This window comes from Chryseobacterium endalhagicum (assembly GCF_016745235.1).
Taxonomy (GTDB): Bacteria; Bacteroidota; Bacteroidia; order Flavobacteriales; family Weeksellaceae; genus Chryseobacterium; species Chryseobacterium endalhagicum.
This window is the reverse complement of the sequence record NZ_JAELVM010000001.1, coordinates 1,047,879-1,072,750: the sequence shown is the minus strand read 5'-3', so window position 1 is coordinate 1,072,750 and position 24,872 is coordinate 1,047,879. Positions and strand designations below refer to the sequence as shown.

General features: G+C 36.2%; 22 protein-coding genes. 11 read left to right on the top strand and 11 right to left on the bottom strand.

The window, feature by feature from the left end:
* Nucleotides 1-262: 262 nt before the first annotated feature.
* The gene (locus JET18_RS04815; RefSeq protein ID WP_202089481.1) at nucleotides 263-1,549 is read right to left on the bottom strand and encodes an adenylosuccinate synthase; all 1,287 of its coding nucleotides are present in this window, start codon (nucleotides 1,547-1,549) and stop codon (nucleotides 263-265) included.
* Between the two features lie 156 nt (nucleotides 1,550-1,705).
* Here JET18_RS04815 and JET18_RS04810 point away from each other — a divergent pair, with 156 nt between their 5' ends.
* The 4 genes from JET18_RS04810 to JET18_RS04795 all read left to right on the top strand — a co-directional run bounded on the left by JET18_RS04810 (nucleotide 1,706) and on the right by JET18_RS04795 (nucleotide 5,175).
* Nucleotides 1,706-2,560 carry a phosphoribosyltransferase-like protein gene (locus JET18_RS04810; RefSeq protein WP_202089480.1) on the top strand — a complete coding sequence of 285 codons (855 nt, stop codon included), beginning with the start codon at nucleotides 1,706-1,708 and terminating at the stop codon, nucleotides 2,558-2,560.
* The gene (locus tag JET18_RS04805) at nucleotides 2,547-2,873 is read left to right on the top strand and encodes a hypothetical protein (protein ID WP_202089479.1); all 327 of its coding nucleotides are present in this window, start codon (nucleotides 2,547-2,549) and stop codon (nucleotides 2,871-2,873) included. The genes JET18_RS04810 and JET18_RS04805 overlap by 14 nt, the downstream gene beginning before the upstream one ends.
* Before the next feature lie 169 nt (nucleotides 2,874-3,042).
* Entirely contained in the window at nucleotides 3,043-4,119 is a 1,077-nt protein-coding gene (locus JET18_RS04800; RefSeq protein WP_202089478.1) for a reverse transcriptase family protein, read from the top strand.
* Between the two features lie 123 nt (nucleotides 4,120-4,242).
* Nucleotides 4,243-5,175 (top strand): alpha/beta fold hydrolase, encoded by a 933-nt coding sequence (locus JET18_RS04795; protein WP_202089477.1) that lies wholly within the window; start codon nucleotides 4,243-4,245, stop codon nucleotides 5,173-5,175.
* A gap of 353 nt (nucleotides 5,176-5,528) precedes the next feature.
* Here JET18_RS04795 and JET18_RS04790 read toward each other — a convergent pair whose 3' ends face one another.
* Nucleotides 5,529-7,127 (bottom strand): ABC-F family ATP-binding cassette domain-containing protein, encoded by a 1,599-nt coding sequence (locus JET18_RS04790; RefSeq protein WP_202089476.1) that lies wholly within the window; start codon nucleotides 7,125-7,127, stop codon nucleotides 5,529-5,531.
* A 417-nt stretch (nucleotides 7,128-7,544) separates the two neighbouring features.
* Between JET18_RS04790 and JET18_RS04785 the strand changes: the two genes are divergently transcribed.
* The 6 genes from JET18_RS04785 (at nucleotide 7,545) to JET18_RS04760 (ending at nucleotide 12,612) form a co-directional block, all read left to right on the top strand.
* The gene (locus JET18_RS04785) at nucleotides 7,545-8,099 is read left to right on the top strand and encodes a phosphoribosyltransferase (RefSeq protein WP_202089475.1); all 555 of its coding nucleotides are present in this window, start codon (nucleotides 7,545-7,547) and stop codon (nucleotides 8,097-8,099) included.
* Nucleotides 8,100-8,255: 156 nt separating this feature from the next.
* Nucleotides 8,256-8,834: an adenylate kinase gene (locus JET18_RS04780; RefSeq protein ID WP_202089474.1), complete on the top strand. Its 579-nt coding sequence runs from the start codon at nucleotides 8,256-8,258 to the stop codon at nucleotides 8,832-8,834.
* 64 nt (nucleotides 8,835-8,898) lie between these two features.
* The gene (obgE, locus tag JET18_RS04775; RefSeq protein WP_202089473.1) at nucleotides 8,899-9,882 is read left to right on the top strand and encodes a GTPase ObgE; all 984 of its coding nucleotides are present in this window, start codon (nucleotides 8,899-8,901) and stop codon (nucleotides 9,880-9,882) included.
* Nucleotides 9,883-9,885: 3 nt separating this feature from the next.
* A complete protein-coding gene (locus JET18_RS04770) occupies nucleotides 9,886-10,674 on the top strand; it encodes a hypothetical protein (RefSeq protein WP_202089472.1) in 789 nt (262 codons plus the stop codon).
* Nucleotides 10,675-10,738: 64 nt separating this feature from the next.
* Entirely contained in the window at nucleotides 10,739-11,227 is a 489-nt protein-coding gene (locus JET18_RS04765; protein ID WP_202089471.1) for a DUF6438 domain-containing protein, read from the top strand.
* An 86-nt stretch (nucleotides 11,228-11,313) separates the two neighbouring features.
* Nucleotides 11,314-12,612 (top strand): DEAD/DEAH box helicase, encoded by a 1,299-nt coding sequence (locus tag JET18_RS04760; RefSeq protein WP_202089470.1) that lies wholly within the window; start codon nucleotides 11,314-11,316, stop codon nucleotides 12,610-12,612.
* 78 nt (nucleotides 12,613-12,690) lie between these two features.
* Here JET18_RS04760 and JET18_RS04755 read toward each other — a convergent pair whose 3' ends face one another.
* The 9 genes from JET18_RS04755 to JET18_RS04715 all read right to left on the bottom strand — a co-directional run bounded on the left by JET18_RS04755 (nucleotide 12,691) and on the right by JET18_RS04715 (nucleotide 23,305).
* On the bottom strand, nucleotides 12,691-14,625 hold the full coding sequence (locus JET18_RS04755; protein WP_202089469.1) for a S8 family serine peptidase: 1,935 nt from the start codon (nucleotides 14,623-14,625) through the stop codon (nucleotides 12,691-12,693).
* A gap of 446 nt (nucleotides 14,626-15,071) precedes the next feature.
* Nucleotides 15,072-16,247, bottom strand: a complete 1,176-nt coding sequence (locus JET18_RS04750; RefSeq protein WP_202089468.1) for a hypothetical protein — start codon at nucleotides 16,245-16,247, stop codon at nucleotides 15,072-15,074.
* A gap of 9 nt (nucleotides 16,248-16,256) precedes the next feature.
* Nucleotides 16,257-17,021 carry a TatD family hydrolase gene (locus tag JET18_RS04745; protein ID WP_202089467.1) on the bottom strand — a complete coding sequence of 255 codons (765 nt, stop codon included), beginning with the start codon at nucleotides 17,019-17,021 and terminating at the stop codon, nucleotides 16,257-16,259.
* A 4-nt stretch (nucleotides 17,022-17,025) separates the two neighbouring features.
* Nucleotides 17,026-17,553, bottom strand: coding sequence for a DUF4269 domain-containing protein (locus tag JET18_RS04740; RefSeq protein WP_202089466.1), 528 nt, complete (start codon nucleotides 17,551-17,553; stop codon nucleotides 17,026-17,028).
* The gene (locus JET18_RS04735) at nucleotides 17,546-18,505 is read right to left on the bottom strand and encodes a GSCFA domain-containing protein (protein ID WP_202089465.1); all 960 of its coding nucleotides are present in this window, start codon (nucleotides 18,503-18,505) and stop codon (nucleotides 17,546-17,548) included. The genes JET18_RS04740 and JET18_RS04735 overlap by 8 nt, the downstream gene beginning before the upstream one ends.
* A gap of 78 nt (nucleotides 18,506-18,583) precedes the next feature.
* Nucleotides 18,584-19,555 carry a polyprenyl synthetase family protein gene (locus tag JET18_RS04730; protein ID WP_202089464.1) on the bottom strand — a complete coding sequence of 324 codons (972 nt, stop codon included), beginning with the start codon at nucleotides 19,553-19,555 and terminating at the stop codon, nucleotides 18,584-18,586.
* A gap of 103 nt (nucleotides 19,556-19,658) precedes the next feature.
* Nucleotides 19,659-20,801: an inorganic phosphate transporter gene (locus tag JET18_RS04725; RefSeq protein ID WP_202089463.1), complete on the bottom strand. Its 1,143-nt coding sequence runs from the start codon at nucleotides 20,799-20,801 to the stop codon at nucleotides 19,659-19,661.
* A gap of 20 nt (nucleotides 20,802-20,821) precedes the next feature.
* Entirely contained in the window at nucleotides 20,822-21,460 is a 639-nt protein-coding gene (locus JET18_RS04720) for a DUF47 domain-containing protein (RefSeq protein ID WP_040998750.1), read from the bottom strand.
* Between the two features lie 150 nt (nucleotides 21,461-21,610).
* Nucleotides 21,611-23,305: a DEAD/DEAH box helicase gene (locus JET18_RS04715; RefSeq protein WP_202089462.1), complete on the bottom strand. Its 1,695-nt coding sequence runs from the start codon at nucleotides 23,303-23,305 to the stop codon at nucleotides 21,611-21,613.
* A 749-nt stretch (nucleotides 23,306-24,054) separates the two neighbouring features.
* On the opposite strand from JET18_RS04715, the gene JET18_RS04710 reads away from it, so the two are divergent.
* Nucleotides 24,055-24,717, top strand: a complete 663-nt coding sequence (locus JET18_RS04710) for a DUF2461 domain-containing protein (RefSeq protein WP_202089461.1) — start codon at nucleotides 24,055-24,057, stop codon at nucleotides 24,715-24,717.
* The last annotated feature ends 155 nt before the right edge of the window (nucleotides 24,718-24,872 follow it).

The window sequence follows — 24,872 nt, the reverse complement described above, 5'->3', positions numbered from 1 at the left end:
ATCTTAATGGTTTAAAATTTTATTTCACGCGGATTGTGCAGATAAAGCAGATTTTTTTAACCACAGATTTCGCGGATTTTCACAGATGATTGTGTATATTTTTTTCAGGTATTAATTTGGAGAAAAAACATTGAATTTATAAGATCGATGGATTAATATGTTTCTCGCAAATTTTGCAGAAAATGAAGATTTAAATAAAGCAATAAAAAAGGCCGTTTCATAAGTTGTGAAACGGCCTTTAAATTATATAATAAGTATATTCTTAGAATAATTCTTTTCTAATAATGTTCTGACTTCTTTCAGGACCTACAGAAACTAAGTATACGTTAATTCCTAGATATTCCTCAATAAACTCGATGTATTTCTGAGCAGTGTCAGGAAGCTCATCATAGCTTCTTGCTTTTGTGATATCTTCGTTCCAACCCGGTAAATCTTTATAGATAGACTCGTAGTTGTATAATTTTTCAGTTGAAGAAGTGAAATAATCGATAATTTTTCCGTCTTCAGTTTTGTAATGAGTTACCACTTTCAGGTTTTCAATCCCTGTAAGAACGTCTAATTTAGTAATTACCAGGTTATTGATTCCGTTGATCATACAAGCATGCTTCAAAGAAACAAGATCTAACCAACCTGTTCTTCTCGGTCTTCCTGTAGTTGCTCCGAATTCACCACCAATCTGTCTGATTTTTTCTCCCAGTTCATTATCCAGTTCAGATGGGAAAGGTCCGTTTCCAACTCTTGTACAGTATGCTTTTGCCACCCCAATCAGGTTTTTAAGCGATGTAGGAGGTACTCCTGCTCCTGAACAAACTCCTCCTGTAGATGGAGAAGATGAAGTTACGTATGGATAAGTACCGAAGTCGATATCAAGCATCAATGCCTGGGCTCCTTCGAATAAAACGTTTTTACCGTCTCTGATGGCTTCGTTCAATTCAACTTCAGTATCAACAATTCTGTCCTGAAGCTGTTTTCCAAGCTCTAAAAATTCGTTGTAGATTTCTTCAACGTCTAAAGTTGGTTTTCCGTAATATTTTTCAAAAAGAGAATTCTTAATTTTTAAGTTTTTCTCGATTTTGTCTCTTAGAATTTCAGGATTCAGCAGGTCAATCATTCTGATTCCTACTCTTGCTATTTTATCTTCATAACAAGGTCCGATTCCTTTTTTAGTAGTCCCGATCTGAGTTCCGCCATGCTCTTCTTCACGGTAAGTATCCAAAAGAATGTGGTAAGGCATGATCACATGCGCTCTTCTGCTGATAAAAATGTGGTCAGTTCTCAAACCTTTGCTCTCGATCTGGCCAACCTCCTTAATGAAAGATTTTGGGTTTACCACTACTCCGTTCGCAATGATACACTTCCCTTTGCACTGCAGTACCCCTGAAGGAAGAAGGTGCAAAACAAATTTCTCTTCACCTACATAAACCGTGTGACCAGCGTTGTCTCCACCCTGGAAACGAACTACATAATCCGATTTAGCCGATAAAACATCCGTGATTTTTCCTTTACCTTCATCTCCATACTGAAGACCTACAACTACGTAAGTTGACATATTTTACTATTATTTTAGATTCATGCAAAATTACTTTTTAAAAATAGGCTGGGCAAATTCTGAGGGGATTTTATTTTTGGGTGGGGTGGAAAATGTAATACTTGATTAATTTTGAATAATGCATATATTTGATAAAGTTATAAGACAAAATTATAAATGGATTCAGAAGATGCTGCTACATATTTACTAGAATTAGATAAGATTTTTGAGCAAAAAAACTGGAAGCAAAAAGAAAACTATGTGGATGTTTTCAATTCTTTAAGTAAATTTTCAGAAAAGATAATAGAGGATAAAAGTGAATACTTATTAATATTAGAATTGTTAAGAGAGTTTCATTGGATATCTCTAAATGATTATTACAATAAATGTAGAGCATTGTTAATTAATTTAATTTCTGATTTAAATCATAGAAATACAAACATTTATGCATTCCCAATTATAAAAGACAAACATCAATTTAAAGTGAAAAGTGGATCATTTGTTTCTTATTTAATGAAGTCACTATTAGAAACTATTCCTAACGGAGAAAAGTTTAAATTTGAAGATATTAATAATTTTATTGATTTAAAAAATTTAAGATTTAAAAAATCCGATGTTTTTATATTGGTTGATGATTTTATAGGAAGTGGTGAAACTCTTCATGCATGCATTAAAGAAGTTAATAGTATAAATACTTTACTTGTTGAGAATCTTAGAATTCTAACTATTGCGATTAGAAAAGATACATTAGATAGAATTAATAAAAAATACAAGGTATATTATAATTTTAATATATTAAAAGGTATAACTGACTATAATGTAGGTGAAGACATTGAAAACAAAAAACAGATCATGAGAAAAATTGAAAATAGAATTTTTTTAAAATTTGAACAATATTCTTTAGGATTCCAAGAATCAGAAAGTTTAATTACATTATTGCGAACTCCGGATAATACATTTCCAATTTTTTGGAATAAATATAAAAAAAACATAGATACGAACCCTCCGTTTCCAAGATATGAAAAAGCTTAATAACACTGATTTGTATCAGCTTTTATACATTTTAAAATTTAATGGGGCTCTAACAAAGTTAGTCCGAAATAATATCAGTTATATTGATATAGTAAATAATATAAAAAACTTAACCACTGAAAATATTCTTAACTATGTTGATCAAAAAATTACTTTAACAGAAAAAGGCGAAAATTTATTTGAAAAATTATCAATTACATATAAATCAAAAAATAAAGATGAATGGATTGTAAAAGAATCAAAATCTAAATTAGAGGAAAAAATAGATATAGATTTTGTATATTTACCTGACCAAAGCAAAATCTTTTTTTAAAAATATGGGGATGTGATGTCACATACCCTGATTTGGGAACATAATTTCAAGCTCAATGAGCTTGTAATAAAGCAAAATCTCCGCTCTGCTACGATATTTGCTTTATTAAAGCTCATTTTTCCGTTTGGGAGCATAGCCTCCCAAACATAAAGGAAATAATTCTAATTATATGAAAGACTTTGAGAGTTATAAAAAAATTTTTAGAGAAAAAGCCCTTAATAGTGCTTATTCGGAAGAAAATATAATAAAATGCTTAAAATATAGTGAAAATTTGGTAAATAATAATTTACCAATAATTTACAATTCATATCATTTGTCTGGATTAGTTGGATATCAACACGATTATTTATCTAGAGCAATTTTATCAACTGAATTTTTTTACAGGCATTTCAAAATTGAAAAAAAAAATGGAAAGAGCCGAAAAATTTCAGAGCCGTTACCTAGTTTAAAAGAGATTCAATATTTTATTCTAAAAGAGATTCTATATAAACAAAAAGTTAGTAAATTTTGTAAAAGTTATATTCCTAAAAAAAAATTCAAAGAGTATTTAAGATTTCATTCAAATGAAAAAGAAGTATTAACATTAGACATAAAAGACTTCTTCCCATCAATAAAATTCAATTTAATTCATAATTATTTCTCCAAAATCGGATATTCAAAAGATGTTGCTTTATATCTTTCTTGTTTATGTACATACACAGACGTAAATGTTGAAAAAAAAAATAATACCTCTATTAGATATTTACCACAAGGAGCACCTACGAGTCCATATCTTTCTAATTTAGTTTTGATTGATTTTGACAATGATGTCGCAAATTATTGTTCTGAAAAAAAACTAAAATATACTCGATATGCTGATGACATGGCATTTTCAGGTGATTTAATTGTAAAGAATGAATTAGTTGAATTTGTGAATGCTCAATTAAAGAAGTATAATTTAGAATTGAATGATGAGAAAATAAACTACATGAAACAAAATGTTCCTCAAATAATTTCTGGAGTAGTTGTTAATAAAAAATTACAGCTTCCTAGGAAGGAAAGAAACGACATAAGAAAAGTGATGTATTTTATTATAAAATATGGAATTGAAAGTCACATAGAAAAAACTCAAGAAACAAGAGAATACTATATTTCATATCTGTTAGGAAGAATACAATATGCATTAAATCTAAATCCTAATGATGCAGAACTAAAAAAATATAAAGATTTTTTAGTTGAACTTAAAAAGAATATTTTAATTCTTTAATTATCGGAAAAGTTCTGTTCTAATCTTTGATAGTTTTTTATTTGCACCTTAAAACTTAATTATATCACATTTAATTATTTATATATTTTTGGTTGTCTTTTGTAATAATTAAGACCTCTAATTATGATTTCACAAAAACCATCCTACTTCTTTCAAACTTCCACTGATCAAACAAAACTCTTTCACACTCTATTCATACCCAGTGAAGCTCCAGTAAAAGCGACTTTACTCATCATCCACGGCATGCAGGAACACAGCGGAAGATATGCAGAAATCGCAGGATATTTTGCGGACCGCGGATTTGCTGTACTCACCTACGACCATCTGGGACATGGAAAATCTGTGAAAGATAAAAAAGACATCGGCTTTTTCCAATTGGATCAACCTGATGAAAAACTGATCTCGGATGCTGAAACCATGGCTGATTATCTTCACCAGCAATATCCGGATATTCCTCATTTTGTTCTTGGTCATTCCATGGGATCATTTGTTACACGATGCCTTCTTCAGAGAGCCAGCAGTCAATTTACCGGAGCTGTTATCGTTGGAACCGGAGGTCCTTTGGCTGGAATCAGTCTCATAAAAGGCTATCTTTCTTTGGCCAATAAAATAGCCCCCAAGCATCCTACCTATCTGAACACGCTTTTTAATAAGGTCAACAACAAACATTTTAAGCAAGACAAGGATTTTGATGATACAAGCTGGCTCAGTATAAATCCAGCCAACAGAAAAGCTTTTACGAAAGATGAGCTCTGCGGAATTCCTTTCAGTAATAATGCTTTCTATGCATTGTTCAGCATTTACAAAAAAGCTACGGCAAGACATTGGGCAGATTCCATTTCAAAGTCTTTCCCTCTCCTGTTTATCAGTGGTCAGAATGATCCGATAGGAGATTTTGGAAAAGGCGTTATGAAAACTGCCGACAATTTAAAACAGGATGGATTTAAAAATATTGATACAAAAATTTATCCTGAAATGCGTCATGAGATCCTTAACGAGGAAATCAGGGAAGAGGTTTTCAATGATATCAGTAATTGGATCATAAAATACATATAATATAAGGTTCTGTGGAATTCAAATTTTACACATAGTTTGTTGGAATCCGCAAAGACGCGAAGTTTTTTATTTTTATTAAGTGATTAGGACGCAAGGATTTTATCTGCGATAAAATTGAGTACCGCTGTCATTGCGAAGAGCACAGTGACGAAGCAATCTCAACCATTCCCCTTGCTGAAAATCTTCGATTTTCTTGCGCCCTAAAAACAGTTTTTATGTTTTAAATCTTGCGTCTTTGCGATAAACCAACAAAAAATATGACTATTTTCAAACCTTATAGGTTTTAAAAACCTATAAGGTTTAGCACAAACTATAAACATCATCGAAATCTGTGGAAGTAAAAAAGCAAAGGATTATTTCATTCCACTCAATACAATTTCCCTATCCACACCAATCTCTCCAAGGAAAATTTCATCATGTGAAATCACCAGCAATGTCCCGTGATAATCTTTAATAGAATTTGTGAGAATTTCTACGTTTTGAAGATCCAGATTATTCGTCGGTTCATCCAGAATAATCATGTCAGGAGCCTTACTGCTGATCGAAAGTCCGCAAAGCAGCAGTCTCAAACGTTCCCCGCCACTCAGAAATCCGCATTTTTTATCCCAGGTTTCCTTGCCGAACAGAAATCTGGACAGCAAAGTCTTCACTTCAGATTCCTGCATGGCATTATCGTTAAACTGCTGAACAAACTCATAAACATTTATTTCCTGCCCAATCAGAGAATATTCCTGGTCTACATAAATTGTATTAAATTCAGACCTCGATATTGTTCCTTCGGACGGATTCAGGCTGCCCATCAGCAGTTTGATCAAAGTTGTTTTTCCGGAACCGTTTGAACCTTTGATGGAAATTCTGTCATCGCTCAGAATTTGAGCACTTATATTCTCCTTCCACAAATTGTTGCTGCCATATCTGAAATTGACATTTTCCACATTGATCAGGATTTTCCCGGTATGCAGATTGGAATCGTTGAAATTCACTTTCATCTGGTCAGCATTTTTCAGTGAAGAACGGAGGTCACGGAGATCACCGGAAATGCCACTTATTTTTTCGGCATGAATTCCTTTCAGTTTGGAGCTGTTTTTCTCAGCATTATTCCTCATCGTATTCATCATAATTCTTGCTACACCGGATTTTTCCTGCTTTTGTTTTCCTCTCGCATCCAGTTTCTGTTTCCGCTCCATGGTTTCCCGTTCTTTTTCCTTTGCTTTTTTCAGGGCGCGTTCTTTAGCATGAATATCGTTCTGAAGTGCTTCCTCTTCTACTTCTTTCTGTTCAGCATAAAAATCATAATTTCCACCGTATGCAGCTATTCCCTGATTGCTTAATTCAAAAATAGTATCGGCGAAATTCAGCAAAGCACGGTCATGGCTTACCATCACCACTTGGGCATCTGTTTTTTCGATCAGGCTGTACAGAAGTTTTCTTCCTTCCAGATCCAGATGATTCGTAGGTTCGTCCAGAATAATAATGTCGGGCTGACTGATTTGAATACCAGCGAGGAAAACTTTTGTTTTTTGACCTCCACTCAGGCTTTCAAGTTTCTGGTTGAGTTCAAGGTCTTCCAGTTTCCAGTAATTCAATGCATTCCGGCATCTTTCTTCAAGATCCCAGTCGTCGTTTAAAGTTTCAAAATAGGCTTCATCCACTTCACCGCTGGTGATTTTTTCAAGCGCCTTCAGTTTTTGATCGATCTTAAGACATTCCGCTATGGTGAGATCATCAAAATTCCCAAACATTTGTGGAACATAGTATACATCACCTTTTATGGTAACATTTCCTTCCAACGGCTGAATTTCCCTGCCCATAATTTTCAGGAGCGTAGATTTTCCGACACCGTTGCTTCCGGCTAATGCAGATTTCGTGTGGGGCTGTAAGGTGAAGTGAATAGAATTGAAAAGGAGATTCCCTCCCGGAAACCCGTAGGATATATTTTGTAATACAATCATAATTTCTTTTTTAAGTAATAATTAAATACCAGTAACACACAGTTACTGTTTAATACAATCGAAAAGAAATTGAATCCTACATGATGATATAATCGGGTTTTGGAAGGACAAAGATAGTAAATTATTAATTATGCATTTTTTTCAGGCAAAAAAAATCAAATTCACAGGTGAAAATTCAGGATAACTTATGATAAAATTCAAACTTTTTAATGATTAGTGAATTTTTTTAATTAAAATCAACCTCTTTAAAAAGGATGATGTATCTAATATTTGTTGCAATTCTTTCATGCAGCAGAAGATTTCAGATCTGAATTATTTCGATACGCCCTTTTAAACAAAGTGTTTATTAAATCCGTAATAAAAGTTGAAAAGATTTTAATCAAAAAAACGTAACTTTGCCGACTACTAAAATTTTTTATGGAAAGCATTAAAGTCCACGACAAAACTTTCGTTCCTTACTTGAAGGAAGACGAAATTCAGGAAATTGTAAAAGAAACAGCTTTAAAGATTTATGAAGACTATAAAGACGAGGTTCCGGTTTTCATCGGGGTGCTGAACGGTGTCATCATGTTCTTCTCAGATCTTTTAAAATATTATCCTGGCGAATGCGAAATTGCTTTCATCCAAATGAGTTCTTATGTAGGAACAGAATCTACAGGAATTGTTTACCAGAAAATGGAACTGACCAAAGACGTGAGAGACCGTCACATCATCCTTGTGGAAGACATTGTAGATACAGGAAATACGGTTGAAAGCTTATTTAAATATTTCAAGGAAACACAGCGTCCGAAATCTGTAAAACTGGCTTCTTTCTTATTGAAACCGGATGTTTACAAAAAGGATTTTAAGCTGGATTATATCGGAAAGGAAATTCCGAACAAATTTGTACTGGGCTACGGACTTGATTATGATGAGTTAGGAAGAAACCTTTCGAATCTGTATCAACTGGAAGAAGGACAAATCAACCATTAAACGCTGTTGGCTATTAGCTGATAGCTTTTAGCCTAAAAAAAGTAAAATAAAGAAATTCATTTAATAATAACTTAAAAACGCTAAAGGCTAAAAGCAGGCTAGACCGCTGGTAAAATCCAGAAGCTGGCTGCCCACCGCCAAAAGCCCTTTAACATTATGATAAACATTGTTCTGTTCGGCCCTCCGGGAAGTGGAAAAGGTACGCAAGCTCAAAACCTGATCGAAAAATTCAATTTAAAGCAGATTTCAACAGGTGACCTTTTCAGATACAACATGAAAAATGATACCGAACTTGGAAAACTGGCTAAGTCTTACATTGATAAAGGAGAATTGGTTCCGGATCAGGTAACAACGGATATGCTGATCGACGAGCTGAAAAAGCCAACGGATACCAACGGATTTATCTTCGACGGCTACCCGAGAACTACCGCACAGACGGAAGCTTTGGAAAAGATCGTAAAAGAGCAACTGAATGACGATATCGACATCTGCCTTTCTTTGGTAGTGGAAGATAAAACGTTAGTGGAAAGACTTCTGAAAAGAGGAGAAACCAGCGGAAGATCTGATGACAGCAATGTAGAGATCATTGAAAACAGAATTAAAGAATATTATACTAAAACAGCAGAAGTAGCTGAACTTTACAAGCAACAGGGAAAATATGTTGAAGTAAACGGAATTGGAGAAATTGACGAAATTTCCCAAAAGCTTTTCGCTGAAGTAGAAAAAATAAAATAATCGGGATACGTGGTGCGGGATTCCAAATGGAGTTCCGTAACCCGCAACCCGCAACACAAACTATATGTCTAACTTTGTAGATTACGTAAAGATCCATTGTAAAAGCGGACACGGAGGCGCAGGTTCTGCCCATCTCCGCCGTGAAAAATATATTCCTAAAGGCGGTCCGGATGGAGGCGACGGAGGTCGTGGCGGACACGTCATCATGAGAGGAAATGCTCAGGAATGGACTTTACTTCCACTTCGATACACCCGTCACATCAAAGCGGACCGTGGTGAAAACGGAGCGAAAAACCAGCTGACCGGTGCTGACGGTTCTGATATTTATATTGATGTTCCTATCGGGACGATCGCTAAAAATGAAGAAGGAGAAATTATCGGCGAAATCCTTGAAGACAAGCAGGAAATCACCCTGATGCAGGGAGGAAAGGGAGGAAAAGGAAATGAGCATTTCAAATCCTCTACCAATCAGACGCCAAGATATGCACAGCCGGGAATGGATGGTGAGGAAGGTTTTGTAGTTTTCGAGCTTAAAATTTTGGCCGATGTAGGTTTAGTTGGTTTTCCAAATGCCGGAAAATCTACACTTCTTGCGTCTGTATCAGCTGCCAAACCTAAGATCGCCAATTACGCATTTACCACCCTGACACCCAATCTGGGTATTGTGGATTACAGAAATTACAAATCATTTGTAATGGCTGATATTCCGGGGATCATTGAAGGTGCAGCGGAAGGAAAAGGTTTAGGACACAGATTCTTAAGACATATTGAAAGAAATTCCATCTTATTATTCTTAATTCCGGCCGACTCTGAAAGCCATTTCCAGGAGTTTAAAATTCTGGAAAATGAATTAACGGAATACAATCCTGAACTTCTGGATAAAGATTTCATCATTTCGATTTCCAAATCCGACCTTCTGGATGATGAGCTGAAAAAAGAAATCTCCGCTGAATTTCCGGAAAACAGAAAACCATTATTCTTCTCCGGTGTTACGGGAGAAGGCCTTGTAGAACTGAAAGACGCCGTCTGGAAAAAACTTCACGGATAGAAAATGATACACTCATTATACAAAATAGCAGCACCCGCTGTTATTTTTGTTTCGTTACTGCTGCCTGCCTCTGCTTATGCTCAGGACAGTGATTCATTCGTGGAAACACCGAGACCGGATGAATCTGCACCTTTAAATAATAAGGCATTTTTCAAGTTTGAATTCAATAAAAGGCTGAAGTATACATTCATTTCCGATAAAACAGGAGATCAGCGTTCAGATAACGAAACCAGTGAGGATATTCAGTATTATGTAAATGATGCGGACTTATCTGTTCTTTCTTTTAATAACAGCCGAAATGGGGTTATTTACAATTTAAAAAGAAATACCAATCCGGTTCTGCCCGTTTTGATCAAGGATGAGAATAAGGAGATCCAGCCTGGAAACTTTGATTATTTCAAAGGTGATATTCCACTTGAGACTGAAATTTCCGAGATTAAGAAAAGAAAAAAAGCAAAAACGGATCAGGTTTTAGAGCTTGTTGAAAAGCGTACTGAAAACAATATGGTTCATTATAAATACCATCTTGTCAACCCAAAAAGAAAAACGAATTTAGGCGTTATTGAACTGGATATTGCTGATAATAACAATGACTTCAATAACAATATCCTTTATGATATGGAACCTTTATTCTTCAAAAATAAAATACTTTTTGACAAAGGGGAAATAAAAAGCTATTCGTATTACAATGCGTCTAAAAAGCGTACAAAATATTATGAATCAAAGGATAGCGAATCTGTATTTTTAAGATTATCATTCAGTAAAGGCTGCTGTGTTTCATCCCTGGAATAATTTCCGTACTGAAGAAACCTTCATTTGGAATAATTATTGAAAGAACCCCGGGAAACCATCCATTATGAAATATATACTAAGCCTTTGTGCATTTATATTTTTATTGTCGTGCACCACACAGAAAGCCGATTCTAAATATACAACTATTGAGTATGAAGCCGGAGCATGCTTTGGATCCTGCCCTATTTTTAAGCTAACGATTGCTCCCGACAGAACAGCCATTCTGGAAGCAGAGCATTTCAACTTCTCCAAAGATTTTTCCAAAGGGGAGTTTTCAAAGCCTCGTGAAGGGACTTTTAAAGCAGTAATCAAGGAAGCAGACTATCAAAAACTCATCGTTCTTCTGAATGATCTTGATGTTAAAAATCTGGAAAATAATTATGGTTCAAAAAACATCAGTGACCTTCCAAGTTCTTATCTGAGAATTGGTTTCACGGACGGAACTTCAAAAAATGTGGAAGACTACGGCAAAAAAGGCAGTGAAAAATTAAGCAAAGCCTATCAGTTTTTTGAGGATCTGAGACATAACCAGCAGTGGACAAAAGTAAACTGATCCGCTTAAAAATATTTGACTACCTTTGCAACCTATAATTCCTTCACATTGAGGGAATTTTATTTTAAATTAAAAAAAACGTTCATTTGAATTTTACAGACCTAAACTTAATAGAACCTATTGCAAAAGCAATCCAGGAACAGGGATATACCAATCCAACACCCATTCAGGAAAAATCTATTCCTGAAATCTTAAAAGGCAGAGACTTTTTAGGATGCGCACAGACAGGAACAGGAAAGACGGCAGCATTTGCGATTCCTATTCTTCAGAATTTATCAAATAATAAGACCAGGAATAATCATATAAAAGCCTTAATCTTAACGCCGACAAGAGAGCTGGCTATTCAGATTGAGGAAAACATCAATGCATACGGAAAATATCTTCCGTTAAAACAGCTCGTTATTTTCGGAGGTGTAAAGCAGGGAAATCAGGAAGCTGCCCTTAGAAAAGGGATCGATATCCTGGTAGCAACCCCCGGAAGACTTCTGGATTTTATCGCTCAGGGAATCATCAGCTTAAAAAACATTGAGATCTTTGTACTTGATGAAGCTGACAGAATGCTGGACATGGGATTCGTGCATGACGTAAAGAGAGTGATCAAACTTCTTCCACAGAGAAGACAGACGTTATTCTTTTCTGCAACCATGCCTTCTGAGATCCAGAAACTGGCAGATTCTATCCTGAATAATCCTGTAAAAGTAGAAGTGACTCCGGTTTCTTCCACTGCAGAAACCATCAAGCAGGCAGTTTACTTTGTAGATAAAGATAATAAGCTGAACCTTCTTTCTCATATTCTGGAGAACGAGATCGCTGATTCTGTCCTGGTATTTTCCAGAACGAAACACGGTGCGGACAAAATTGCCAGAAAACTGCAGAAAGACAATATCTCAGCAGAAGCCATTCACGGGAATAAGTCTCAGAACGCGAGACAGAATGCCCTGAATAATTTTAAGTCCGGAAAAACAAGGATTCTGGTCGCTACAGACATCGCTGCAAGAGGTATTGACATCGATGAACTGAAATATGTGATCAATTTCGAACTTTCCGACGTTTCTGAAACATATGTTCACAGAATCGGAAGAACGGGAAGAGCCGGAGCTGAAGGATCTTCAATTTCTTTTGTAGACAGCCTTGATCTTTTAAATTTAAGAAATACGGAGAAACTGATCGGGAAGAAAATTCCTGTGGTAAAAGATCACCCGTTCCATACTGATAATCTTGTGGCCCAGAAAAGAGATTCCAATAACAAGCCTATGGCAGCCGGTGGCGACAGAAGACCTCCGAGATCTCCAAAACCGCAGAATAACAGCAATAAATCCGCTGGAAGCTCTTCAGGTACAGGATTCAAGAAACCTAAGAATAAGAATTTTACCCGAAAAAAATAAGGGTAAAAATTTGAAAAATAAAGAGGCTGCCTGATTTTCAGACAGCCTCTTTCCGTAAGAATTTAGAATGATATGATATTATTGCTTGATGAATTTTTCAGTAAGCTTTTCTTTTCCGCCATCTACCGTTAAAATATAGGTTCCGGCAGGAATACGTGAAATATCAATTTTATTAACACCGTCTGCAGCATTCTGGCTGATCACCTGCTTTCCGGAAGCATCAAAAACACTCAGCGTCAATGATTTTTCACCTTTGGTTTCAAGACGTACATTGATCTCGTTTTTAGCAGGGTTTGGATACACGGAAATCAGGTTTCCTGTACTGACTTCTGATAATGCTTTAGTCTGAGAAGCTGCCTTAGCTGCCGTATCGGATTTCTTTCCTGTAACAATCAGTGTGTAGTTCTGTGAACCGCCTGTTAATGTTCCTTTATGCTTAATGGTAACCTGATATTGTCCTGCAGGAAGTATTCCGGCATCTACACGTTCAAAATTATCCCTGCTATTATCCTGCTTGGCATTGGCAGAGCGTGATGTAAGAGTCCATGGATACTTTATGCTGCTATTGGAACTGCTCACAATACGAAGGTCAAGATCATTAACCAGTCTCTTTTTTGTACTGTTAAGATCTAAAGAAGATGTTTGCACAGCCCCGGGACGGTCATACCATGAAATGGATGCTGTTATCGGAGTAACACCGTCAGAAGTTATATTAACTGTTTCAGAAGCACCATTCGCTAAACTTTTGTCAGCAATAAGAGCTGTTGTATTACGGTTGTTAATAGTTTCAGCCATTTTTTTCGCATTCAGAAGCCCCCATCCAAAACTGGCATCAGGACCTGTAGATCCTGCATCATCCGCAGTATGGAGGGCAAGACCTTTTAAAGCCGCTCCCAGCATATAATTTCCGGTTACATTTTTGAAATGTTCATTCACCAAAACCAGGGTTCCTGTTACATTGGGAGAAGCCATAGAGGTCCCGGTATAAGTAGTATAATCAGAATCGGAACCAGATAACGTTGAATAAACCAATTCTCCATTCCCTGCAATATCCGGTTTGATACGGAGGTCATCAGTAGGTCCCTGGCTGCTCGATGAATTGATAGTTACAGATGTTAAATTTCCATTGGATGCAATGGTTGCATCATTTGCATTAGCTACTACAATTACATTTTTTGAGGTAGAGTTGTCACTAAGATTGTCAAAAACATAAGAGTTTCCTCCTAAAGGGCTTGTATTGTAACCACTTCCTCCGCTATTTCCTGCTGCTTTACATACGACATAGTAAGGAGCATTAAAAAGAATTTCATCCCATTTAGCGGATTTGTCAACATAAGCTCCAAATACCCATCCTAAACCATTTTGGTATATTAAATCAGGTCTATATCCATAAGAATGATTCGAAATAAGAAGCCCCCCTGAAGCAGCTGCAGACATTTCAGAGTCATCATTATTCCAGTCATATGATTTGATTTTAACCTTAGGAGCCATTCCTTTGGCATTGGCATCTATTCCTGCTGCTGCTATTGTTCCTGCAACGTGGGTAGCATGGGCATCTAATGCTGTAATACCATCACCAATTGTCACGCGGGTCCCAAACTCCTGGTGTGTAGTACGGACAGCCCCACCATCCCAGACATTTGCCTGCATATTTGCACCGGAAAGACTAAGGCCTAAGCTCCCTCCCTGATGCAGATGATTGGCTCTTGTAGACTTCGCGGCTGCTACGTTGTTGTTGGTATAATAAACAGGCTTTCCATCTATTAATTTCATTAGTTCGGACATAGATCCGTCTTTGCCATGGATAATCACTGGAATATTATTTTTCTCCGCAAAATTCAGAGCTTCCTTCTTTTCCTTGATGAATTGCTCTTCACTCTCTTTTGCAATTTTCTGAAGCTCGGAAACATTGGTTCCTTTTACAATTTGTGCCAGTTCTTCACGGGTTTGGGCTTTCATCACGGATACCCCGGCGGCCAGAACGGCGCCTAATAGAATAATCTTTTTTTTCATAAGTTGTTTGGTATTAAGAATGTACAGACCGTATTTCTCACATGAAATACAGGATCTGGATAAAGCTTTATTTTCGATCTTTCCAAAGATATTATTTAAAACGAATCTTCAATTGCCACTCCATTACCATTAACAATAATTATTTTACAAACAAATGAAAATCAAATCATTAGCAATTAAAAAGCTAACAATAAAATTTCTCAATGATGTGAATTTAACACCAAAAACAGATCTTTTTATTAACTGTTCATGATATTAAATTCATCATTTTAAGAAGAATTTTGGGCAAGAAAAATTTTAAGTTTGAGGAAAGACAGAAAAGCAAATATGCTTGATAAAGATTATCAAAAGACTTTCGGGATACCTTAAACCAGAAAAGAACTAACCTGCAGAAAATAAGTATTGAAAGGATGATGAGCTGATAAAACTTTTCAGTTATTAAAAGTTTAAGCGTTATGATTATTGTCGGTCAGCTTATCTGTCCATGTATCAATAGAAAAGCAGTAACCAATAATGCTGAAGGGCAGGCACGCAGCCAGATACGTAGTAGCAAACAGACTGTGTTGAAATCCATATCCAAATGTCAAATACTCTTCCATTGCAAAATAACACATTGAAAAGAATACTATATACGCTGAAAAATAAAATACATCATGAATGCTTTTAACATAGAATGATAAAAATACACTTAGTAAAAGAAAAAAAACCATGACCCATTTATTGCTTTGCCCCTGAAGGATCAGAGGGTTATAATGAATAATATAATCGAGATTTTCAGCCGGTAGAAATACGGATAAAAATAATACAGCTACTGTAACCACAAATGCTCCTGCTGTTTTAATTTTATGATTATTACCAGCAGCTAAGAATGGTTTCAATAAAAAAATAATCAGCGGAATAACGGCCACGCTGCGGGTAAGGCATAAAATCCCAAGGCACATGCCCAGCAAAACCGGTTTTTGAAAATAATCACTTTTAAATTTACTGTGCCAGAAAAGAATGAATGCTGCACAGAAAATGAAAGAGGAGATAAAATCACTTTTGCAGACCGCTTCATACATATAGGATAACGATATACCCAGCATCATTATCGCCGTGAATCTGATGAAATTACTTTTAAATTCTCTCAGAATAGTATAGGAAAACAGCAAAAAAGCAGCCACCTGAAGATAACCTACATTGCCTAAAAGATAGAAAGGAAGAGCCAGCAGCAACTGTCCCGGAAGATAGGAGGATAAATTCCCCATGAAATTCTTTGTATCATAGATATACTTTCCGTGGGTCCAGAACTCCAGTGAAAAGTTAATCGTCTGCCACCGGTCTATATTCACATGATAAGGATCTTTCAGGATGTAGCAGAATGCAATATAGACAATGGTAAAAATGCCTGTAAGCAGATAGACCCATTTTACATTCACCTTTTCCGTCAGCAATGGGTTCTTTCTCAGAAGAAAAATTAAAAGATGTACAGCCGCAAATACAACAACCAAAATGCTGAGTGGCACAAACGACTGCCTGAGACCATATTTTGTCAGGAACAAAAAATTAACCACAAAATAGATCGTAAACATCATTAAACTGCTTACATTGCTATTTTTTGTAATGGTTAAAACTTTATTCATCTGAAATGTTTAGTTTCCAAATATTGTTACTGCATTTTCCGTAGTGATCCTGTCGATTTCCGAAAAATCTTTACCATAGATATCCACCAGCTTTCCGGCCACCAGATCAAGATATGAGCTTTCGTTTCTTTTTCCTCTGTGCGGAACCGGAGCGAGATAAGGAGAATCTGTTTCCAAAACGATTTTATCCAGAGGAATTTCATTCAAAAACTGATCGATCTTTCCGTTTTTAAAGGTGACAACACCTCCGATTCCCAGGATAAAATTCAGATCTATTGCATGTTTTGCCTGTTCCAGATCTCCTGAAAAACAATGGAAAATACCTCTAAGTTTAGGATGCTTTTTTCTTTCCAGCACTTCAAAAGTCTCATCAAAGCTTTCTCTTGTATGAATGACAATAGGAAGATCTTTTTCTATTGCCCAGTCGATCTGCTGCTCAAAAGCCTTCACCTGAATGTCCAGCGTAGTTTTGTCCCAGTATAAATCGATCCCAATCTCTCCTATCGCGGGAAATGTTCTCTGATCAAGGTAATTTTTAACGATTTCCAGTTCGTTTTCCCAAGATTCCGGTTTTACATAACATGGATGAAGTCCCATCATTGAAATAATCTGCCCCGGATAATACGTTTCCAGCTGAAGCATTTTTTCATGGGATTCCGAATCAATAGCGGGAAGGTAAAACTTATTAATGCCTTTATCTAAAGACCTTTGAATGGTTTCTTTTCTGTCTTCATCAAATTCTTCTGCATATAAATGCGTATGTGTATCAATCATTTTCTTAAAATTTTAACAGATCTTCATAAGGATTTTCCAATCCCATCAGCAGACCAAAAGCAGGTTCTGTTTTGATTCCCTGATTTTTAAGTTCTATTATTTTATGTTTAAAATCTTCTCCTTTTTCCTGTAATATCCTGTATTCTGCCAGCATATGGCGGTAAGCATTCTGCTCTGTGGACGGTTTATTCTGTCCGAAAATCTCTATGGGAAATTCATCGAGCATAAAGTTCAGAACAATGCTTTTTTCTCCGTGTACTATTATATTTTCAACCTTTACATCAGTATCACCCGGAATTAATCTGCCCAAGGCAATATCATCTAAAAAGTCTTCTTCAAACCTAAGATCTACTTCACAAATAATATCCAGATCACTGCTTTCAATATCAATTCCAATGGGAATGGTCCCTGCCAGTACCGGAGCATAAGGTTTTAATTTCTCAAAGACTTTATATTTTCTGAGAACTTCATAAGCCCTTTTCTGCTTTTTATTTCCGGCTTTCAGATACTCAATGTTTGTAAAATCAATCATCCAAAAATATTTTATGCCTTACTTTTTCCCGCTGAGCTTCGATTCTTTCGGTCAGTTTTTCTCTGAATTCAATGTACTTCGGATCTTTTTCGTCATCCGTTGTATGTTCGAGTGCTTTGCTGATCTTAAAATTCTCTTTGATAAAACTTTTGGTCTCATCTGAAAAATAAGATTCCCCGAACTTATCAAAAATGTAATTTACAGCCTGGGAAGTAGGATGAATCATATCTTCTTTATAAAAACGGTAATCCCGGAGATCATCCATCAGAATTTCATACACAGGAAGATAGTGGCAGTTTTCCAGCTGTTCTAAAGCTTCATGAACCGCGGTAATCAGTTTGGATTTACTCAGCTGATTTTCTATCATTCCGTCTTTTGTGTGGCGGACCGGAGAAACGGTAAACAGGATCTGTACGTCGTCCCTGCAGATATCTTTCAGGTTTAAAACCGTATTATAGATAGAATCGGTAAGCTCCTGATGGGAAAGCAGCCGTTTTTCAAAAAACTTTTGCGGGATCTTATGACAATTCGCCGCCAGCTTTTTCTTTGGGGTAAATTCATAAATAAATGAAGTTCCGTATGTGATAATCACCCAGCCTGCATCCTGAAGAAACCTGTTTCCAACTTCTATTCCGGCATTGATCACATTCAGGGTCTGGTGAATATATCTTCTGTCAAAGCTGCTGTGATGATCCAGAGAGATGAATTCGTCATTGAAAGTAATCAGCTCATCTTCCGTATAAAATTCGGAATCGTGAAGCCTTTTGACCGCATTGCTGATGGAGAAAGGATTAAAAATAGTTCCAAACGGATTATTCACCGTCTGAAGCTGTCCCTGACCCAGAAGATCCGTCATTTCCGAAGCAAAGCACGATCCTATTGAAAATATTTTATCTTCAACATGGATCTTTTTCTCCGACTTTGGAATGTCTACTTCAGTTCTGAATTTCATAAATTGATATGATGATGTGTTGATGTGTTGATACGGTGATCGTCAATCTGCAAATCAACACATCAGTACATTCTCGCATTAGCTCTCTCTTCTCAACAGGTAATTGGCCAGCTCGGCAAATGGTTTTTTCTTGTCTTCAGGAATATTGATTTTCTCCAAGTAGCTCTGTCCGATTTCGTTGTGCTTCTGAATAAGACGCAATGCTTTTTCGTCTACTTTGGTTCTTCTGAAGATTTTTTCAACGCCGTATACTTTATCGATATTATCGGTTTTCTTGCCATACCAGTGATCCAGCTCTTTTCTCTCCTCTTCCGTAGCATGTTCTCTGGCCAGAAGGTAAAGGATGGTCTTTTTGTTTTCATAAATATCTCCGGCGTGTTTTTTCCCAAACTGGGCCTGATCTCCGAATACATCCAGATAATCATCCATAATCTGGAAAGCAATACCTATGTGTTTTCCGAAATTGAAAATCGCTTTGGCATCTTTGAAGTTGGCCCTTGCAATAAGCGCTCCTATTTCAAAAGAAGAAGCACTCAGCACTCCCGTTTTATAAGTAATCATTCGAATGTAATCATCGTAGGTTACATTCTCCTGGGTTTCAAAATTAATATCATATTGCTGGCCTTCACACAAAAGAAGTCCGGTATGGGTAAATATCCTGATGCATGCTTTGAAAATTTCAGGTTCAAGATCTTCAAAAAACTTATAGGCTTTCAGCATCAGTCCGTCCCCGGAAAGAATTCCTACATTGATCCCGTGAAGGGTGTGGATGGTAGGTTTATTTCTTCTTAAAGGCGCTTCATCCATAATATCGTCATGGATAAGGGTGAAATTATGGAAGAATTCAATAGCCAGTGCAGGTTTTATAGCCTGTTTAAGATCTCCTCCGAACAGGTCGCAGGCCATCAGTACCATAATAGGACGAAGACGCTTTCCGCCGTGGGAAATGATATAGTTCATCGGATCATAGAGTTCCGCAGGCTTGTCTTTGAAAGTATACTTAGTGATGGCTTCAGCAACAATCTGCTGGTATCTGTCTAAAAATTCCATAAAATCTAATAGTTTGAACAAAAATACAATTTTTCAAGGCTTTATAAAACAAAAAACTTTGCCCCGGAGGACAAAGTTTATATGATGTATGTAAACGTTTAAATTAAGTCAGAAACGTTACTGCAAGATAAGTAATTCCTGCAACAATGGCTGAAATAGGAATCGTCAGTATCCAGGCCCAAAGAAGGCTTACTGTAATTCCCCATCTTACGGCAGAAACTCTCTTCGTTAATCCTACCCCGATGATTGAACCTGTGATAGTATGCGTAGTAGATACAGGAATACCAAAATGGTCAGTAATGAATAAAGTGATTGCTCCTGCAGTCTCAGCACTTACTCCTTCCAGTGAAGTTACTTTTGTAATCTTAGTTCCCATTGTTTTGATGATCTTCCAACCACCACTCATAGTTCCCAGTGCAATAGCAATGAAGGAAACCAAAGGAACCCAGATATAATGCTGTGCAAAATAATCGAAACGGGCTGCAGATTCGATATTAACATAAACAGGATCCTGAAGCATATTAACGTGATAGTAGATCATCGCTGCTCCAATAATACCCATTACTTTCTGTGCATCATTCAAACCATGTCCTAAACTGAACAAAGCTGAAGAAACCAACTGCAGTCTCTTGAATGATTTATCTGCTTTATACGGATTCGATCTTTTGTAAAGATGAACAATAATTAAAGTGATAATGATGGAAATAATCATCCCAATAATCGGAGCCATAAAAATGAACAGGAAGATAGGAATCACTTTGTCAAATTTAACAACACTTTGCTGGGCAACCTGAGAACAGGCTGCTTTAATAGTGTCCCATGCTCCTAAATCAGGTTGAGTAGTTACAACTTCGTGATAATCCATCATAAAAGCGTGCATCAGGGCAGCTCCTAAAAATCCACCGATCAAGGTGTGAGATGATGAGGATGGAATACCAAACCACCATGTTAAAAGATTCCAGGCTATCGCAGCGATAAGACCGGAAAATATGACTTCTAATGTAATAAAGTTTTCATTAACCGTTTTGGCAATCGTATTACCAATTTTAAATTCTCCAATAATATAAGCAGCGATAAAGAAAGCTGCAAAATTCCAAAGAGCCGCCCAAAGTACAGCCTGAAAAGGACTTAAAACCTTGGTAGAAACAATGGTTGCAATGGAGTTGGCCGCATCATGAAAACCATTGATATAGTCGAAAATTAAAGCTAAAGCAATAATAACCGTAAGTAAAATCGGAAATTCCATTTCTGTGAGTTATAATTGTATTAAGCGTATTTAATCATGATGTTCTCAATCGTGTTGGCAACATCTTCTGCTTTGTCAGTTACTATTTCAAGATAATTAAGTACAGATGAAACTTTGATAATGTTAATCGCATCATTGGTTTCAAATAAATCTACCATTGAGTTGGAAAGCAGGTCATCTGCAATGTTCTCAATAGAGTTTACTTTGATACAAGCTTCTTTTACCTGGTCCATATTCTTGAAACCTTTAAGGTTTTTCATCGCATTCTGGATCTCAAGACAAGCTTTGTGGATCAGTAATGAGAAATCTGAATAGGCCTTCATTTCAGGCGATTTGTATAGGAAGATGTATTTTGTAGAAGCGTAGATATAATCCGCGATATCATCAAGACCTGTAGCCAGTGTGTGGATATCCTCACGGTCGAACGGTGTAATGAAGTTTTTTCCTAATTCAACGAAGATCTCATGCGTAAGTTCATCATTTTTGTGTTCGTAGTCGCTCATTCTTTTTAACATGGTGTCGTCATTTAGATCGAAATCTTTGATCCCATTGTTAAAGTCTTCAGACATTGCAACTAGGTTCTCTGTTACTTTTTCGAAAAGCACAAAGAAAATTTTATCTTTCGGTTGAAAAGCGTGGAAAATATTACCAATTCCCATTTTTATGTATTTATAATTTGAGTGCAAATTTCCTAAAAAAGGATTTGCCCTGAAACAATATAACATTAAGTTTTGTTAACATTCGATTAACACCTGATTATCAAATAAAAAAACCGGCCAAAAGCCGGTTTTATATTATATTGAGATGCCTTAGTTTGCCACTTCAGCTCTCATTTCTTTTCCTTTGAATTTCATCGAAGGAATATTGCTCATCACATTTTCCTGGAATGATTTTTCTACTTCAAAGAAAGAGAATTTCTCTAAAATTTCAATATCGCCGATTTCAGCTCTTTTCTTGCTTTTTCCGGCTGTAGCTTTGTTGATAATATCCAAAACATCAAGCTTCTTCAATTGATCTTTTTTCCCTAAATTGAAGAAGAAACGTACCATGTTTTCATCTTTTCTTCTAGGTTTTCCGCCACGTTCTCTACCGTCTCTGCTTCTGCTGTCGCGGTCACCACGATCTCTTCCTCTGTCACGGTCTCTGTCTCTTCTTGAATAGTCATCATCTCTGCTGCTCAGTTTCTGCTCAGCAAGGTCATGCTTATCTTTGTAGTAAAGAGCAAGATCTTTCAATTGGAACTGTAATAACTTATGTACAAGTTCTTCTTTTGTGAACGCACTTAAATCAGGGATTAAGCTGTCGTTGAATTCGAAGATATCTTCTTCGTGCTCTGTAAATAGTTTTTCAAAAACACCTTCAACCTGAGCTTTGATAATATCATCCCCTGTTGGAATAAATTTCTCAACGATATCAATTTTGGTTGCAGATCTGATCTGTTTCAGTTTTCTGCTTTCTTCAGGCTTTATTAAGGCCATTGAAATACCGTCTTTCCCAGCTCTACCGGTTCTTCCACTTCTGTGAACGAATACCTCAGGATCATCTGGTAAAGAATAATGGATAACGTGCGTTAAAGAGTTTACATCCAAACCTCTTGCTGCAACGTCTGTTGCTACAAGGATATCGATGTTCTTCAGTCTGAATTTCTTCATTACCGTGTCTCTCTGCGCCTGTGAAAGATCCCCGTGAAGGGCATCTGCCGCATAACCGTTCTGCATTAAGAAATCAGCAACCTCCTGGGTTTCCATTCTTGTTCTGCAGAAAAGAATAGAATACTGGTTCGGGTTCGCATCAATCAATCGCTTAAGAGCTTCTTTTTTCTGACGGTATCCTACTACGTAATATTCATGCTTAATGTTCTTCTTAACCTCGTTAATAGAACCTACAGAAATACGGTGAGGATTCGTAAGATAATTTTTAGAAATTCTCTCCACTTCTTTATTCATCGTTGCCGAGAATAAGAAAGTCTGCTTCGTATCCGGTGTTTCGCTCAGAATTGTTTCCAACTCATCTTTGAAACCCATAGAAAGCATTTCATCAGCTTCGTCTAAAACTAACCAATGAATAGCAGAAAAATCAAGTGCTTTTCTGTTGATAAGGTCGATTACTCTTCCCGGAGTTCCCACAATAATCTGCGGTTTCTCCTTTAGAGAACGAATCTGATCCATAATACTGCTTCCACCGTAAACCGCTGTGGTTTTGATGTCTCTCATGTACTTGGAATAGTTTTTTATGTCTTTTGAAATCTGAAGACATAATTCCCGTGTCGGACAAAGCACCAATAATTGGATTTTGCGACTCGTTTCGTCAATCATATCCAAAATCGGAAGCGAAAACGCTGCTGTTTTGCCTGTCCCTGTCTGCGCAAGTGCGATCAAATCGCGAATATCTGAAAGAATGAAAGGGATAGTCTGTTTTTGGATTTCTGTCGGGCTTTCGTAACCCAGTTCGCCAACTGCCTTAAGAATATCAGGACTTAAATTGGACTCCGTAAATAAATTCATTAAATATTTTAAAATTTTTGCAAAGATACAATAAATATTTGACTTGTTTTTGAATAAAGTTCTAAATATGTAAAGTTTAATTCAGAATCCTTTAATATATTTTTAATTTTTAAAAAATTAAATCCAAAAAAATGGCCTTCATATTAAAAACATGTTAAACATTATTTTTTTTTATTAAATTGGATTGATTTTTTCAGTATTATTTATGAATTTTCAAAAATAGTGCCATTCAATGTAAATTTTCAGCTCAAAGCAGATCCCGGTTCTTTTTAGTCTGTTTCCAGTACCCATCAGCTTTGGTGGAGTTTCACTAATCTATTCATACTGTATAATTTATGCCTGATTTACGTTCATTTTAAAATTTAAATTATTTTTTCTAGTATCATAAAAATGAACGCTTTTTCATCGAAAATTCTGTCATTAACATTTAATTTTGGTCAGCAAAAGTTTATTTTTTAACTTAGTCAAAACCGTTATGTATTAAAATAAATTTTAACCAACTGATAATTAGCAGTGTATTTTTGTTTTACTTTTTTAAATGAAATGCCTTTGTTTATCTTATTTAAAATTTTCTAATTCAAAAATTTTGTTTTGCCTTGCGATTATTAAACACAAAGAGAGACTAGGAATTCATTTTAATTTCTTTAAGTTATGATAAACAAAGGCGTTTCACTTATTTTTGAAATACAAAACCAAAAAAAAATGCACAACAGGTTTAATTAAATATGATCATATTAAATTTCCGAAACATGAATAGTATAAAGCCCGAAACCCTGAAATTCCTGACAGATCTTGCCCTGAATAACAACCGTGAATGGTTCAATGAAAACAAAGCGGTGTACACAGAATCCCAGGAAAATGTCATTGCTTTCCTCGACAGCCTGATCAAAGAAATGTCCGGATTTGATGAAGAACTGGGTAAAATTGATGGAAAAAAATCACTGTTCAGAATTTACAGGGATACCCGGTTTTCAAAAGACAAATCACCTTATAAAACCAATTTCGGAGCTTCTCTCGGCATGGGCAAAGGAAGTCAGAAAGGCGGCTACTATCTTCATATGGAGCCGGGAAAATCTTTTCTGGCGGGCGGAATCTATATGCCGGAATCATCAGTATTGAAAGAGGTTCGGAAAGAAATTTCGCTCTATGGAGACGATTTTCTTAAGATCATCAACAATAAGGAGTTTAAAAAGCATTTTCCGGAGCTGGATCAGGATGATAAACTGAAAAAAGTTCCTCAGGGATTTGAAAAGGAAGATCCTATGGGAGAATATCTGAAGTTAAAAAATTTCATTGTCGTTTATTCTCTGAAAGACGAGGAAATTCTGGATAAAAATGCGGCGAAGAATCTTACAAAGGTCTTTAAGTTGATGAAACCTTTCAATGATTTCCTGAATACGCCTTTTCAATAAAAAGAATCTGCTTAATCCGTGAGATCTGCGGGAGTTTTTTTCCACCACAGATTTCACGGATTACGCAGATGTTTATGCTTTATTTCATTGAGAAATTGCCTGTTTTTCTTTTCTAGAATATCATAATATCCTTCACGACTCCATTCTTTTGAGAT